The sequence below is a fragment of the Rhizobium sp. BT03 genome (genome assembly GCF_030053155.1).
GTDB lineage: Bacteria > Pseudomonadota > Alphaproteobacteria > Rhizobiales > Rhizobiaceae > Rhizobium.
This window is the reverse complement of record NZ_CP125641.1, coordinates 371,042-386,330: the sequence shown is the minus strand read 5'-3', so window position 1 is coordinate 386,330 and position 15,289 is coordinate 371,042. Positions and strand designations below refer to the sequence as shown.

Annotated in this window: 14 protein-coding genes; 4 read left to right on the top strand and 10 right to left on the bottom strand. The window is 63.1% G+C overall.

Annotation, left to right across the window (positions count from 1 at the left end):
• Positions 1-159 precede the first annotated feature (159 nt).
• Positions 160-1,977, top strand: a complete 1,818-nt coding sequence (locus QMO80_RS23605) for a methyl-accepting chemotaxis protein (protein WP_283200310.1) — start codon at positions 160-162, stop codon at positions 1,975-1,977.
• A 19-nt stretch (positions 1,978-1,996) separates the two neighbouring features.
• Here the strand turns inward: QMO80_RS23605 and doeB are convergent, their stop codons facing one another.
• The 10 genes from doeB to QMO80_RS23555 all read right to left on the bottom strand — a co-directional run bounded on the left by doeB (position 1,997) and on the right by QMO80_RS23555 (position 11,594).
• On the bottom strand, positions 1,997-3,004 hold the full coding sequence (gene doeB / locus QMO80_RS23600) for a N(2)-acetyl-L-2,4-diaminobutanoate deacetylase DoeB (RefSeq protein WP_283200309.1): 1,008 nt from the start codon (positions 3,002-3,004) through the stop codon (positions 1,997-1,999).
• A gap of 7 nt (positions 3,005-3,011) precedes the next feature.
• A complete protein-coding gene (doeA, locus tag QMO80_RS23595; RefSeq protein WP_283200308.1) occupies positions 3,012-4,193 on the bottom strand; it encodes an ectoine hydrolase DoeA in 1,182 nt (393 codons plus the stop codon).
• Between the two features lie 24 nt (positions 4,194-4,217).
• A complete protein-coding gene (gene eutC / locus QMO80_RS23590; protein ID WP_283200307.1) occupies positions 4,218-5,210 on the bottom strand; it encodes an ectoine utilization protein EutC in 993 nt (330 codons plus the stop codon).
• Positions 5,207-6,208: a hydroxyectoine utilization dehydratase EutB gene (eutB, locus tag QMO80_RS23585; RefSeq protein ID WP_283200306.1), complete on the bottom strand. Its 1,002-nt coding sequence runs from the start codon at positions 6,206-6,208 to the stop codon at positions 5,207-5,209. The genes eutC and eutB overlap by 4 nt, the downstream gene beginning before the upstream one ends.
• 4 nt (positions 6,209-6,212) lie before the next feature.
• The gene (eutA, locus tag QMO80_RS23580; protein WP_283200305.1) at positions 6,213-6,992 is read right to left on the bottom strand and encodes an ectoine utilization protein EutA; all 780 of its coding nucleotides are present in this window, start codon (positions 6,990-6,992) and stop codon (positions 6,213-6,215) included.
• A gap of 2 nt (positions 6,993-6,994) precedes the next feature.
• A complete protein-coding gene (gene ehuD, locus QMO80_RS23575) occupies positions 6,995-7,654 on the bottom strand; it encodes an ectoine/hydroxyectoine ABC transporter permease subunit EhuD (RefSeq protein ID WP_283200304.1) in 660 nt (219 codons plus the stop codon).
• A 4-nt stretch (positions 7,655-7,658) separates the two neighbouring features.
• Positions 7,659-8,318: an ectoine/hydroxyectoine ABC transporter permease subunit EhuC gene (ehuC, locus tag QMO80_RS23570; RefSeq protein WP_283200303.1), complete on the bottom strand. Its 660-nt coding sequence runs from the start codon at positions 8,316-8,318 to the stop codon at positions 7,659-7,661.
• Positions 8,319-8,394: 76 nt separating this feature from the next.
• Positions 8,395-9,243, bottom strand: a complete 849-nt coding sequence (gene ehuB / locus QMO80_RS23565) for an ectoine/hydroxyectoine ABC transporter substrate-binding protein EhuB (RefSeq protein WP_283200302.1) — start codon at positions 9,241-9,243, stop codon at positions 8,395-8,397.
• A gap of 57 nt (positions 9,244-9,300) precedes the next feature.
• Positions 9,301-10,086 (bottom strand): ectoine/hydroxyectoine ABC transporter ATP-binding protein EhuA, encoded by a 786-nt coding sequence (gene ehuA, locus QMO80_RS23560; RefSeq protein WP_283200301.1) that lies wholly within the window; start codon positions 10,084-10,086, stop codon positions 9,301-9,303.
• A 122-nt stretch (positions 10,087-10,208) separates the two neighbouring features.
• Complete coding sequence (locus QMO80_RS23555; protein ID WP_283200300.1) at positions 10,209-11,594, bottom strand: PLP-dependent aminotransferase family protein; 1,386 nt, start codon at positions 11,592-11,594, stop codon at positions 10,209-10,211.
• Positions 11,595-11,695: 101 nt separating this feature from the next.
• Here QMO80_RS23555 and QMO80_RS23550 point away from each other — a divergent pair, with 101 nt between their 5' ends.
• The 3 genes from QMO80_RS23550 (at position 11,696) to QMO80_RS23540 (ending at position 15,282) form a co-directional block, all read left to right on the top strand.
• On the top strand, positions 11,696-12,178 hold the full coding sequence (locus QMO80_RS23550) for an Lrp/AsnC family transcriptional regulator (RefSeq protein ID WP_283200299.1): 483 nt from the start codon (positions 11,696-11,698) through the stop codon (positions 12,176-12,178).
• A gap of 133 nt (positions 12,179-12,311) precedes the next feature.
• Positions 12,312-13,808, top strand: coding sequence for an NAD-dependent succinate-semialdehyde dehydrogenase (locus tag QMO80_RS23545; RefSeq protein ID WP_283200298.1), 1,497 nt, complete (start codon positions 12,312-12,314; stop codon positions 13,806-13,808).
• A 94-nt stretch (positions 13,809-13,902) separates the two neighbouring features.
• On the top strand, positions 13,903-15,282 hold the full coding sequence (locus QMO80_RS23540; RefSeq protein WP_283200297.1) for an aspartate aminotransferase family protein: 1,380 nt from the start codon (positions 13,903-13,905) through the stop codon (positions 15,280-15,282).
• Positions 15,283-15,289: the final 7 nt, after the last annotated feature.

Genomic DNA, 15,289 nt, shown 5'->3' with positions numbered 1-15,289 from the left:
GATCACCCCAATTTTGGACGCCTGCCGCTGCCCCGGGCAGGCCGATCAACTTCTGATACCCAAAAGAATTAACCATATTTCAGCGTTCGTGCGAAATAATGCGGTACGTAGATCAGGCATCTCGCAAGCGAGAAGCCAAAAGTTATTTGGAGACGAACCTTGGCCTTTACTATTGCGCGCAGTCTGGTGGCGTTTGGTGTCGCCGTTTCAGCCGGCCTTTTCATGTCGATCGGATTGCAGCAATCGGCGCTCGAACGGCTGAAAGTCAACGGCCCGGTTTATGAGCAGGTCGTCTACGGCAAGGATCTGATCGCCGATATCCTGCCGCCGCCGCTGTTTGTGGTCGAATCCTATATGCTCTCTTTCGAAGCGAGCAAATTTCCCGAGCTCACCGACACCAATCTTGCCAAGATCGCCAATCTCAAGGCCGCCTACGACGACCGCCGCGCCTATTGGAAAACCACCCGCCTGCCGCAGGCTTTGAAGGACGAGCTTGAAGATGATGTGCTCGCCAAGGGCGATGCATTCTGGGGGGTGATGAACCGCGAGATCATCCCGGCTTTGAACGCCAAGGATGAAGACAAGGCGCATGGTGCGATCGAGCAGTTGCGCATCGCCTTTCATTCGCATCAGGACGCGGTGGAGAAGCTCGTCGCCAATTCCGACGCCTTCCTGAAGGGCGAGGAGCACAATGCCGCCTCGGAAATCGTCACCTGGACGATCTATGCGGGTGGCGCCGGCTTGGGATCCTTCGCTTTGTTGCTGGTCGGGCTCTACCTCCTGCGCCGCCGGGCGATCGTGCCGCTCGACGGCATGAAGGCCTATATGGGCAATCTCGCGGACGGCGATTTTTCGACCGAGGTTCCCTATGCCAGCCGTTCCGACGAGATCGGCGCCATGTCCAAGGCCGTGGCGGTCTTCCGCAGCAACGCGCTTGAGCGTCAGGACGCGCAGAAGCGCGAGACGGCGCTTCGCGATGCGGAGTTTGAACGCGAACGCAGCCAGATGGCCGACAAAGCCGCCGACGAGCAGGTCCGCGAAACGGTGATCGCTCAGCTGACCCATGGCCTGGACCAGTTATCACACGGCAATCTCGATTGCCGGATCGCCACACCCTTTGCCGCCGCCTACGAGACGTTGCGCGCCAAGTTCAACGACAGCATGGACGCGCTTTGCGCCTCGATGGCCGAAATCGCCCAGACCTCCAAACAAGTGGATAGCTCCTCGGCCGACATTACGAGTGCAACCGAGAGTCTCGCATCGCGCACGGAACAGCAGGCCGCCATGCTCGAAGAGGCCACAACCGCGCTCGACGAGATGAATGCCAAGGCCAAAGACGCCGCCGAACATGCCGGCAAGGCAACCGGCATGATGACTGAGACCCGCACCAGCGCCGAACGTTCGGCGGCCGTCGTGCGCGAAGCGATCGCCGCCATGGAACGGATCGAAGGCTCGTCGTCGCAGATCGGCGACATCGTCAACGTCATCGATGAAATCGCCTTCCAGACCAATCTCCTGGCGCTCAATGCCGGCGTTGAAGCTGCCCGCGCCGGTGAAGCCGGCAAGGGTTTCGCCGTCGTGGCGCAGGAGGTGCGCGAACTCGCCATGCGCTCGGCCAACGCCGCCAAGGAGATCAGGGCGCTGATTTCCACCTCCTCGTCTCAGGTTTCCACCGGGGTGGAGCTGGTCAACCGCACCGGCAAGGCGCTTCAGGAAATCGAAGGACAGGTCGAGCAGGTTGCCGGGCTCATCGCCCGGATCGTTTCGGTCTCCTCCGAACAGGCGGTCGCGATCCGCGAGATCAACGCCTCCGTCAACGCTCTCGACCAGGTGACGCAACACAATGCGGCCATGGCCGTCGAAACCGCTTCGGCCTGCCGCGCGCTCGGCGCCCAGACGCAGAGATTGGAAGGGGTCGTCAGGCGCTTTCAGATCGATGCGGCAAGCAGCATGTCAAGGCCGCGTCAAGCCGCTTGACCGACCGCGGCCTTTCACCTCACTTGTCGACGGTTGCGACGACCGCAACACAATCGCCTGATTTGACCAGGCCCGGGAAATGCCGGGCGCAGAGAATGCCGTCCATACCGGCGCGGATTTCGCGCGGCGCCTCGCCGGTCCGCCCCGTCGGATAGATGCGGGCGATGACGGCGTTCTCAGTGACGGCTTCACCGAGATCGATGACAGGTTCGATAAGACCGCCCTCTTCCGCGAAGGAGAAACAGCGGCCATCCGGCATGTCGAGCCAGGTCGTCGGACCGGCATCGACGGCGCCGGTGACGATCCCGGCATGGCGCAGCACGTTCATGGTGCCGCGCTTGGCGATCGCCGCGTTCTTGGCCGTGGCGGTGCCGCCGCCGCCGAGTTCCGTGGTGATGAAGACCTTGCCCATCTCCTCGGCGGCGGTGTCGTACATGCCCACCGCATCGATCTCCAGCATCTTCATCGAATAGGGTGCGGCAAAGGCCGTGACGAATTCGAAAGCCTTCGCTTCCTGCTGCTTGTTCGACAGGATATGGGCTGCACAGAACGGCAGAAAGTCGAGCGTCTTGCCGCCGGAATGAAAGTCGAGCACGAGATCCGCCATCGGCAGAAGCACACGCTGAAAGTAGTCGGCGATCTTCTCCGTCACCGTGCCGTCCGGCCGGCCCGGAAAGCTGCGGTTCATGTTGCCCCTGTCGATCGGCGAGGTCCGGGCTCCGGCCAGGAACGCCGGATAATTCATCGCCGGCACGATGATGACAACGCCGCTTACCTCCTCGGCCTTCAGCGTACGGGCAAGATCGAAGAGCGCGATCGGTCCTTCATATTCGTCGCCGTGATTGCCGCCGGTCAGAAGCGCCGTCGGTCCCTTGCCGTTCCGGATGACCGTTATCGGGATCATCACCGATCCCCAGGCGGAATCGTCGCGGCTGTAAGGCAGACGCAGGAATCCGTGCTGGACACCCTCGGCGGTGAAATCCACCGTCGCGCTGATCGGCGACGGCCGCAAGCCAATCTCGTTCATGACAGCCTCAATCCTTGACCATCAATCTGCGCGGCACGTTGGCGAAGCATTCGACGCCGCTGTCGGTGATGAGAATGCTTTCGGTCGTTTCGAAACCCATGTCGTCGAGCCAGAGGCCGGTCATGAAATGGAAAGTCATGCCGGGCTTCAGTTCCGTCCGGTCGCCGGGACGCAGGCTCATGGTGCGCTCGCCCCAGTCCGGCGGATAGGACAGGCCGATCGGGTAACCGGTGCGGTTGTCCTTGACGATGCCGTATTTCTTCAGGACCGCGAAGAAGGCATTGGCGATGTCCTCGCAGCTATTGCCGGGCTTGGCGACGGCAAGGCCGGCCTCCATACCTTCGAGTGTCGCTTTCTCGGCGTCGAGAAAAGCCTGGGTCGGCTTGCCGAGGAAGACGGTGCGCGACAGCGGCAGATGATAACGGTTGTAGCAGCCGGCAATCTCGAAGAAGGTGCCCTCGCCCTTCTTCAGCGGCCGGTCGTCCCAGGTCAGATGCGGCGCGGATGCTTCGACCCCGGACGGCAGCAGCGGCACGATCGCCGGATAATCGCCGCCGATGCCATCGACGCCGCGGGTGCCGGCATCATAGATTTCCGCCACCAGATCGCATTTGCGCATGCCGACCTCGATCCTGTCGAAGATGCGCGCGTGCATGGCTTCGACGATCCGGGCGGCATTGCGCATATATTTTATTTCGGTCTCGCTCTTGACCGCGCGCTGCCAGTTGACCAGCGCGGTCGCATCGACGAAGCGCGCGTTCGGCAGATGCTTCTGCAGCGCCGCGAAGGCGGCCGCCGAGAACCAGTAATTGTCCATTTCGACACCGATCGTCAGCTTGCCGAAGCCGCGTTCCGTCAAGATGCCGGCGAGGTAATCCATCGGATGGCGCTCGGTCGACTGCACGTAATGATCGGGATAGCCGACGATGTTGTCATGCTGCAGATAGGCGGTGAACTTGGCGCCGTTGGCATCCTGGCCGCGGCCGAACCAGATCGGTTCGCCCTGCGGCGGCACGATCACCGCCTGGTGCACATAGAAGGACCAGCCGTCATAGCCGGTCAGCCAGGCCATGTTCGAGGGGTCGCTGACAATAAGCAGGTCAATGCCCTTCGCCTCCATGGCGCGCCGTGTCTTTTCCAGCCGCGCGGCATATTCGCCGAGCGAGAATTTGAGATTGGGCTGGGTCATGTTTTTTCCCTTCTTTTCCGTCGGTCAGCTTTCGAATGGGGTGCCTACATTCGCCGCACCGGCGCGGGCGAAGGCGAACGTGGCGATGGCGGTGTCCTGGATACCGGTCCCGGTGAGATCGGCGATGGTGATCTGGTCGTTGCTCATCCGTCCCGGCAGCCTGCCGGCGACGATCTCGCCGAGCTCGGCGAAGACCGCGTCGTCCGCGATCAGGCCGGCGTCGATTGCGTGATGCAGCTCGCCAAGACGCCGCGTCTGCTTCAGGCTGTCGGCGACATAGAGGCCGGCGCCGGCGATGACGGCGGGGGCGATCTCGTTCTTGTGCTCCGCATCCGAGCCCATGGCCGTCAGATGCTGCCCAGGTTCCAGCCACCCGGCCTTAATGATGGGGCTTTCCGCGGGCGTGGTGGTGACGATGAGATCGGCGCCGGAGATTGTCTTTCTCGGGTCCGACATCGCGATGACGGGAAACCCGAGTTTTCCGGTCAATTCCCCCCCGGCGACTTCGGCCTTGGCGGCATCCCGCGCCCATATCCTCGCTTCGCGGATCGGCCGCACCAGCCTCAACGCTTCAAGCTGCAGCCGCGCCTGCATGCCTGCCCCGAAGATGGCAGCCACCGACGCATTGTGCCGCGACAGATGTTTGGCCGCGACCGCGCCGGCCGCCGCCGTGCGTATGTCGGTGAGATACCCATTGTCCAAGAGCAGTGCCTGTACCAACCCGGTCCGGCTCGACAGCAGCACCATCATACCGTTGGTGCTCGGCAGGCCGATCTTCGGATTGTCGAAGAAACCGGGGCTGATCTTGATCGCGAAACCTTCGATGCCGGGGACATAAGCAGTCTTCACATCGACCTCGCCGCGATAGTCCGGAATGTCGAGCCGCAGGATCGGCGGCATGGCGACGGCTTTGGTCGCAAGCGCTGCGAAAGCCTCTTCGATGCAGGCGACCGCATCGCGGTCGAGCCCGACGATCTCTCGCAATTGCGCTTCCGTCAGAATGATCATCCGGCTCATCGCCCACCCTCCCCGAACGTCACCATCTGGCCATTGATCACCCGGCGGTGCTGTTCCATGTCGACATTCCGCCCGGACAGGATCGCAACGACGGGACCGCCGGGGCTGACCTTTCCCACAAGCAGGGCGGCGATGCCGACCGCGCCCGCTCCCTCCAGAATCTCGCCTTCGGCGGCATAAGCGTGACGCATGCCGGCAGCGATTTCCGTCTCCGTCAGCAGGATGACGTCGTCGAGAAGGGCGCTGCACATGGCGAAGGTCACGCGATTGTCGAGGCCGATGCCGCCGCCGAGCGAGTCGGCAAGGCTTGGCAGCTCCTCGACCTGCACCGGCCGGCCGGCATAGAGACTCGCCTTCATCGCCGCGCCCCGCTCCATCGTCAGGCCGATCACCTTCACCTTCGGATTGACGCCCTTGATCGCAGCAGCGACGCCTGCCGCCAGGCCGCCGCCCGAGAGCGGCACCAGAACCGTTGATGCCTCCGGCAAGGCGTCGATGATTTCGAGCCCGAGTGTCCCCTGCCCGGCGACGACGTCAGGATCGTCGAAAGGCGGCACCATCACCAGCCCTTCCTCGCCGACCAGCCGGTCGACCTCCTGCTGCGCCTCGTCCTGTGATTGCCCGACGATGCGAATCTCCGCGCCGAGGCGGCGGATCTCCGAGATCTTGTTCTCCGGCACCAGCCGCGACATGCAGATCGTCGCGACGGCACCTTCAGCCTTCGCCGCATAGGCAAGCGCACGGCCGTGATTTCCTGTGGAGGTGGCGACGACGCCGTGCGCACGTTCTGCCGGCGACAAGGCGAGCACTGCGTTCGTCGCCCCGCGCAGCTTGAAGCTGCCGGTCGTCTGACGATGTTCGAGCTTCAGCCAGACGGGAACCCCCGCAATGTCGCTAAGCGCCGCGGATTGCACCATCGGTGTTTCGACAACCCGGCCGGCGATCCGCCGCGCCGCCACGCGAATATCCTCCAGTGAAATGGGTAAGGTGCTCGCCATGATCTTAGCCTTCCCCGTAGGGCTTGGTCATCAATTGACCGAGTTCGGGCCGAGCGTGGTCATCGCCACAAAGCCTCAGGCAGGCCCAGGCGGTTGCAAGATTGCTGGTGACCACGGGCTTGCCGGTCTCCGCTTCGATGCGGGCGGCGATCTCGGCTGCGCGCACCGCCGTGCAGGAGATGAACAGCGCATCGGATTGCGGCGCCAGTGCCTCAAGTGCGAAGGCTGCAATTTCATCCGGCGCGATCCGCGCCATTTCACGATCATCCGTCAGGCCGAGACAGGTGAAGCGGTCGATGTCGAAACCGAGATCCGCAAAATAATCCGCCATCGGCCGGCTGGTCTCGATCGTATAGGGCGTCAGCACTGAAATCCGTCTGGCGCCGAGCGCCGTCAGACCTGCCGCGGCCGCCGCCGTCGGCGTCACCACGGGAGTGCCGGGTTTGGCGGCATGGATCGCCGCTTCGATGTTGCGGTCGCCGATGACGACCGAGGCGGAGGTGCAGGAATACATGACGGCATCGAGCGTCTCATCCGGAAGGATCAGCACAGCACCTTCCGTCAGCGACGGCTGCATCTTCAGCAGGTTTTCCGGTGTGACCGGATTGGCGTAGCGGATGCGGCTGACATAGACGCCGATGCGGTCGCTGGCGACCATGCGCCGGAAATCGACTTCCGTCGTATGGTCCGTCGCCAGGATGATCAGGCCGATGCGCTTTTCGAGCGGCCGGTCATCCAGTCGCGGCAGCCGGCCGGCGGGGATGATTTCGATCTTTGCTGTCATGGTCAGTCATCCATCCTGGCGTAGCGTTCCTCGAGCCAGCGCAAGCCCACGACCGAGATCAGGCTGATGACGAGGAAGAAGACCCCGACCAGCGTCATCGGCTCGATGTAGCGATAGTTGCTGTTGGCGATGCTCTTGGCCTGGTTCATCAGCTCGAGCACGGTGATCGCCGAAAGCAGCGGCGTTTCCTTGAACATGGCGATGAAATAATTGGCGAGCGCCGGGATCATCGGCGGGATGGCCTGCGGCAGGACCACATGGATCCAGGCCTGGCGCGTCGTCAGATTGGTGGCCCTGGCTGCCTCCCATTGCCCGCGCGGCACATTCTCGATGCCGGCGCGGTAAACCTCGGCGGTATAGGTCGCATAGTGAATGCCCATGCCGATGACACCGGCGGTGAGCGGCGACAGCCGGATGCCGATATCCGGCAGCACGTAGAAGATGAAGTAGAGCTGCACCAGCAGCGGCGTGCCGCGGATGAATTCCGAGACGAAACCCACCGTCCTGGAAATGGCGGCGACCGGGGACCGTCGCGCAATCGCCAGACCGAGGCCAACGACCATGGCGACCGCGGCGCCGAGCATGGTGGCAAGAATGGTGATCTTGAACCCTTCGAGAAGGGTCGGCATGATCTGCCAGACGAAGTCCCAATCCCATTCCATCCGATCAGGTCCTTATGCCGTCGAGGCTGCGGGCCATGCGCCGCTCCAGCCAGCGCATCGCCGCCGAAATCGCCAGGGCCATGAGAAAATAGAGAATGAGGATCGTCGCGAAGGGCACCAGCGTATTGCCGGTCTGCGCCCGCACCACCTGGGCCTGAAAGGTCATGTCCGTCAGCGAGATCAGCGATACGACGGCGGTACCCTTCAAAAGCTCGATCGCATTGTTGCAAAAGGTCGGCAGCATCAAGGGCAGCGCCTGCGGCAGGATGACGTAGCGCATGCGCTGATAGCGCGACAGGTTGAGCGCGACGCAGGCTTCCGACTGTTCGCGCCCGACGGCCTTGACGGCGCCGCGCACCACTTCCGCCGCATAAGCGCCGACATTCAGCCCAAGCGCCAGCACGCCCGCCTGCAGCGGCGTCAGGGTCAAGCCGGCAAAAGGCAGCACGAAGTAGACCCAGAAGAGCTGCACGAAGATCGAAGTGCCGCGGAAGAACTCGATATAGGCCGTCGCCAGTGCCCTGACGGCAAAGAAGCGCGACAGGCGGCCGAGGCCCGCCACGAAGGCCATGACAAGCGCCAGCGCAGAGCCCATGACCGTCAGCTGGAGCGTCACCAGGGCACCCTCGAGGATCAGTGTCAGATAGCCGGACCATACCGACATCGGCAACTCGCTTCTTTGGAGATCGTGCGGATCAGACTGGCCATGGCAGCGCGCATGGCCAGTCGCTCACATCAGGTTACTTGGCTGCGGCGCAGAGCTTGTCGCGGCTCGTCGACATCGCCGCCTTGGCCGAGAAGCCGTAGGGTTCGATGATCTTGGCGAATTCGCCCGATTCCTTCAGCTTCTTCAGCTCGACGTCGAAAGCATCGCGCAGCGCGACGTCCTGCTTGCGGAAGGCGGCGCCATCGCAATAGACCGGTGCATTGACGACGGGAGCGACGGTTTCGAGATTGGGATCTTTCGCCTTGGCCATCAGGTCGTGGATCGACAGAACCGGCAGCGAATAGACGTCGATGCGGCCGTCCTGCAGCATCTTGATGCCGCTCTGGCCATCCGGCACGACGATGACGCGATCACGCGGCACGCCGGCTTCGAGCGCCAGCTTCTCCTCGGTGCCGCCGCCTGGCGCGCCGATCTTGGCGTCCGGATTGTCGGCAATATCCTTGTAGCTCGTCAGCCTCAGCGGGTTGCCCTTCTTGAGAGCAAAGGCTTCGGCGTCGCAGAGGATCGGTTCAGAATAAGCGACGGCATTGCAACGCTCCGGCTTCATGAACAGGCCGGCGGTGATCGCGTCATGGCGGCCGGCCTGAAGGCCGGGGATCATCGCGCCATATTCCGAGATCGAGGCGACCACTTCCTTGACGCCGAGCTTTTCGAAGATCACGCGCGCCACATCGGGCGCAGCGCCCGACACCTTGCCATCGGCACCGACGGCCGTGAACGGCGGCTCGTTGGCGATGGCGATGCGGGCAAAGCCCTGCTCCTTCAGTTGCTCGAGCTTGTCATCAGCGCCGGATGCCGGGCCGGCCGCCGCGACCAGCAGCACCGACAGGCTGACGGCGCTCAAAACATATCCTGCTTTCATCGTTCCCAACTCCTCTGGCTTTCCTTTGAGTTTGTTCTTTGCGGGCAATGTCTGAGGTCAGACGCGGTGCCCCGCCGCTATGATCTTGCGCAGGAAGGTCTGCGTCCTTTCCTGCGTCGGATTGCGGAAGATGTCGCCCGGCTTGCCTTCCTCGACGATCCTGCCGCGATCGAAGAACAGCACGCGGTCAGCGAAATCATGGGCGAAGCCCATTTCATGGGTGACGAGAAGCATGGTCATGTCGGTCTCGGAGGCCAGCCGCCGCATGACGTTCAGCACCTCTTCGACCAATTCCGGATCGAGCGCCGAGGTCACCTCGTCGAACAGCATGATCTTCGGCGACAGGGCCAGCGCCCGGGCGATGGCGACACGCTGCTTCTGCCCGCCGGAAAGCTGCGCCGGGACGCTTCTCGCCTTGTCGGCCAGGCCGACCATATCGAGAAGCTCCATCGCCCGCTTTTCGGCCTGCGGGCGCTTGATGCCCTTGGTCAGCATCGGCGCCAGCGTCACATTGTCGAGGACGCATTTATGCGGAAAGAGATTGAAGTGCTGAAAGACCATGCCGATCTTCTCGCGCATGCGATGCAGATGCCGCTCATCGGCCGGCACCAGACCGCTGCCACGCGGCATGTGGTAAAGCTGTTCACCGTCGACCTCGATATGGCCGCCGCTGATCGTCTCCAGCGTCATCAGGATGCGCAGGATCGTCGTCTTGCCGGAGCCGGACGGCCCGATCAGCGCCAGCTTCTCACCCGGCATGACATTCATCGACAGCCCGTCAAGCACGGTCAGCGGGCCGTATCTCTTGACGATGTTGTCGATGCGGATGATGGGCGCGGGCATTCATGTCTCTCCCTGTTGAGACAAGCAATGACCTAACGATGACGGCGCATCGAAATCATGTCAATTCGCAAAATAATATCATGACAATTATTCTGAGAATGCCCAAGTGGGGGGCAATGGCATCAAATCGCCAGCAGCAGCTCTTCCGGATTTCCCTGCGCCAATGCGGCGACGATCCCAAGACCGGTCCGCAATTCGCTTTCCGTCGTCGAACCGAGCGAGATACGCACGGCCGGCGTCGAGCCCTGGTCGGCGGTGCGGAACGATTTGCCGGGCGCGATCGCCACCCCGCGCAGCCTGGCCTGCGAGACAAACCCGTCCTCCGCATGGTGGCCGGAGAGCGGCAGCCAGACGTGCAGGCTTTGCGGATGCGCCCGGTAAGGCAGCCCGGCCAGCATCTCCGCCGCGATCGCGTGGCGGCTCGCAAGGGCGCGGCGCTGCCAGTTGACCAGCTCCATCGCCGTGCCGTCGCTGACCCAGCGGGTGGCGATCTCGGCCATGGCAGGCGTCGCCATCCAGCTGGAAACGAGATGCCGGTTGGCGACGGCAGCGACATAGCGGTCGGGGGCGACGAGGTAGCCGATCCTGAGGCCGGGGACGGTGATCTTCGTGAAGCTGGTGACGTAGAGCGTCCGCTCCGGCGCGAACGCCGCCATCGGCGGCGCGCGGTTCTCAACCATCGGACCGAGAATGTCGTTTTCGATGATCGCAATGTCATGCTTGGCGGCCACGGCGGCCAGCGCCTGCCGGCGCTCGGCGCTCATCAGCGCCGCCATCGGATTGATCACCGAGGGCTGCAGAAAGATTGCCCGGATCGGCCCCGTGCGGCAGGCTTCGTCAAGCGCCTCCGGAATCATGCCCTCCTCGTCGATCGCCAGCCCTTCGAGGTGCAGGCCGAGATAGCCGCAGAGCGGCACCAGCGTATGGTGGCTGACCGCTTCGGTCGCAATCGTCGAACCGGGCGGCGCGACGCTCATCAGCGCCACCGTCATGCCCGAGGTCGCGCCATTCGTCACGCTAACGTTCAGCGGCGATACCTCGAGCCCACAGCGCGCCAGCCATTCGGTGGCGACAGTGCGGTGACGCGGGAACACCATGTTCGGCCGGAACGATAGGGCCGAACTGGAGGGCAGGTTTTCCGAAAGCCAGCCGAAGGCCTGGCGCAGCCTTTCCAGATGGATCTGTTCGCAGACCGGCTTCAGGATCGACAGATCGATCACCTCGCCCAGCCGCTCCGGCAGATAAGGCGGCTCCGGCTCGCGCGGCCTGGTCTGGACGAAGCTGCCGCGGCCGATCTCGCCCGATATCAGCCCGCGGCGGCTGAGCTCATCATAGGCGCGGCTCACCGTCTGCACGGAAAGATGCAGATCATCCGCCAGCTTGCGGTGCGGCGGCAATTGCGCCCCGTCGGAAAGCTTGCCGTCGGTAATCGCATTGGCGATCTGCTCGGCGAGCGAGAGGTAGGCCGGCCGGCGGAGTTGCGAGGGATCGGGGCGCCACTTTGTCATGATTTCAACACTGCTGAAAATCAGTTCAATTGACAATGCCAAAATGCGCTCCCATTGTCTTTTCGCCGCGTTTGAAATGATTTCTTTCCAAAGAAAGCACCATGAAGCTCGACGCCATCGACCTGCGCATTCTCGACGCCGTCCAGCGCGACGGCCGCATCACCAAGCTGGCGCTGGCCGAAAAGGCCGGGCTATCGCCGACACCATGCTGGATGCGGCTGCGCAAGCTCGAAAAGGCAGGCGTGATCACCGGCTACCACGCCCGCATCGCTCCACGGCGCATCGCGCCGGTTGCCAGCGTCATGATGGAGGTGACGCTCGCCAATCATCGCCAGGCGGATTTCGAGCGTTTCGAACGCGCCATCGCCGCAATTCCGGAGATCGTCGCCTGCTGGTCGGTCGGCGGCGGCGTCGACTACATCCTGAAGATCATCGCCCCCGATATCGACGCCTATCAGCGGCTGGTCGACGGGCTTCTCGACCGCGAACTCGGCATCGACCGCTACTTCACCTACATCGTCACCAAGACGGTGAAGGAGGAAACGGTGCTCCCGGTCTCTTCCTTCACCGGATCAGATGAATAACAGACCGCGCCGTAGACAATCTCTCTGCCACGCCACCGTTCTTTAGACCGTCTCTCTTTTTTCGCCTCCACCAACAGACAATCTCTCGCCCGCTCCCGTGGAAGACTTAGTCATCGCCACGAGGAGACTGGACATGACCGCCGTTTTTGCCCGCCCCGCCTATCATGATGCGCTGTCGCGGCTTTCCGATCGCCATCTCCTGCGCGATCTCGCCTATGTCGGCGGCCGCTGGATCGCCGGCAAGATCGGCGAAAGTTTCGAGGTTACCGATCCGGCCTCCTCAGCGACGCTGGCTTGGGTGGCAAGCCTTGGCACGGACGAGACAGAGGCGGCGATCGATGCAGCGTCAGAGGCTTTTGCCGGCTGGCGTGCCATGCTGCCGCAGAACCGGGCGGCGATCCTGCGGAAGTGGCACGCGCTGGTGCTCGGGGCCAAGGAGGATCTAGCGCTGATCATGACGCTCGAGCAAGGCAAGCCGCTGGCGGAATCGCGCGGCGAGATCGATTACGCCGCCTCCTTCCTCGAATGGTATGCCGAGGAAGGCAAGCGGTTGAATGCCGAAAGCGTCACCAGCCATCTGCCGGACGCGGAAATGATCATCCGGCGCGAGGCGCTCGGCGTCGTCGGCATCGTCACACCCTGGAATTTTCCCTCGGCCATGGTCACGCGCAAGGCTGCCGCCGCCCTTGCCGCCGGCTGCACGGTCGTCGCTCACCCCTCTTCCGAGACGCCGCTTTCAGCACTTGCCCTTGCCGAACTCGGCGAAAGGGCCGGCATTCCCCCAGGGGTCTTCAATGTCGTTACCGGCCAAGCCGCGCCGATTGTGGGCGCGCTCTGTGAAGACGTCCGGGTGCGTGCATTGAGCTTTACCGGTTCGACAAGCATCGGCAAGCTTATTGTCAGCCAATGCGCGCCGACCCTGAAGCGGCTGGTGATGGAACTCGGCGGCCACGCTCCGCTGATCGTCTTCGAAGACGCCGATATCGCCAAGGCGGTCGAAATTGCCGTCAACGCCAAGTTTGCCACATCGGGCCAGGATTGCCTTGCCGCCAACCGGATCTTCGTCCAGCGGCGGATCGCTGACGACTTCGCCAAGGCTTTCGCCGCCCGCATCGCCGCGCTGAAGGTCGGCGCCGGGCTTGAGGATGGCGCCGAGATCGGGCCGCTGATGCATGAGCGCGCCGTCGTCAAAGTCGAGGAACAGGTCGCCGACGCGCTGGCGCGCGGCGCCCGGCTCGTCACCGGCGGCAGGCGCCATAAGGCCGGCCGGCTGTTCTACGAGCCGACGCTTTTGACTGATGTGGCGGCGAATGCGCTGATCATGCGCGAGGAGACTTTTGGGCCTGTGGCGGCACTGACCACGTTCGACACCGAAGACGAGGTCGTCGCCCGCGCCAACGATACCGAATACGGCCTCGTCGCCTATATCGTCACGGAAAACGGCGCGCGGCAGATGCGCCTCGGGCGGGCGCTGGAATACGGCATGGTAGCGGTCAACCGCGTGAAGATCACCGGCGGCCCGATACCCTTCGGCGGCTGGAAGCAATCAGGTCTTGGCCGCGAGGGCTCACGCCACGGGCTCGAAGCCTTCACCGAGCTCAAATATCTCTGCATCGACACCGCCGCTTAAAGCTCTTTGTTTTCATGCATGTCGTTATCCCGGAACCGCGGCACACTTCCGGGCGACATGCACTAAGCCGCCCATTTCAAGAAGAGGATAGGACATGCTCGATAAAAGCAACGAACTCACCGCCTGGGACCGCGATCACTTCTTCCATCCCTCCACCCATATGGGCATGCATGCGCGCGGCGAGACGCCGACCCGCGTCGTCGCCGGCGGCGAAGGCGTCTACATCACCGACACGACGGGACGCAAAAGCCTCGACGCCTTTGCCGGGCTCTATTGCGTCAATGTCGGCTATGGCCGCCAGAAGATTGCCGATGCCATCGCCGAACAGGCGAAGGATCTCGCCTATTATCATGCCTATGTCGGCCACGGCACGGAAGCTTCGATTGCGCTTTCGAAGATGATCATCGATCGTGCGCCTGCTGGCATGAGCCGCGTCTATTTCGGCCTCTCGGGCTCGGACGCCAACGAGACCAACATCAAGCTCATCTGGTACTACAACAACATTCTCGGCCGGCCGGACAAGAAAAAGATCATCTCGCGCTGGCGCGGTTATCACGGCTCCGGCGTCATGACCGGCAGCCTCACCGGCCTGGCGCTCTTCCACAATGCCTTCGACCTGCCGCGCGCGCCGATCCTGCACACCGAAGCGCCCTATTATTTCCGCCGGCCCGACCGCGCGATGGACGAGGAGCAGTTCTCGCATTATTGCGCCGACAAGCTTGAGGAAATGATCCTCACCGAAGGTCCTGATACCATCGCCGCCTTCATCGGCGAACCCATTCTCGGCACCGGCGGCATCGTGCCGCCGCCGAAGGGCTATTGGCAGAAGATCCAGTCCGTCCTCGACAAATACGACATCCTGCTCGTCGCCGACGAAGTCGTCACCGGCTTCGGCCGTCTCGGCACGATGTTCGGCTCGGATCATTACGGCATGAAGCCGGATCTGATCACCATCGCCAAGGGCCTGACCTCCGCTTATGCCCCGCTTTCCGGCAGCATCGTTTCGGACAAGATGTGGCAGGTGCTGGTGCAGGGTTCCGATGAATTGGGAGCAATCGGCCACGGCTGGACCTATTCCGCCCATCCGATCTGCGCTGCCGCCGGCATCGCCAACCTGGAGCTGATCGACGAACTCGGCATCGTCGAAAATGCCGGCGCGACCGGCGCCTATTTCCGCTCGGAACTGGTAAAAGCGGTGGGCGGCCACCGGAACGTCGGCGACGTCCGCGGCGACGGCCTGATGGCGGCAATCGAATTCGTCGAGGACAAAGACGATCGAAAATTCTTCGATGCCGGCCGCAAGATCGGGCCGCAGGTCGCCGCCGCTCTTCTCGAACGCGGCGTCATCGGTCGCGCCATGCCGCAAGGCGATATTCTCGGCTTTGCGCCGCCGCTCTGCCTCACACGCGAAGAGGCGGACGTCGTCGTCAGGGCGGCAGCGGAGGCGATCGAAAGCGTTTTCAAGACGATCTGAGGAGAAG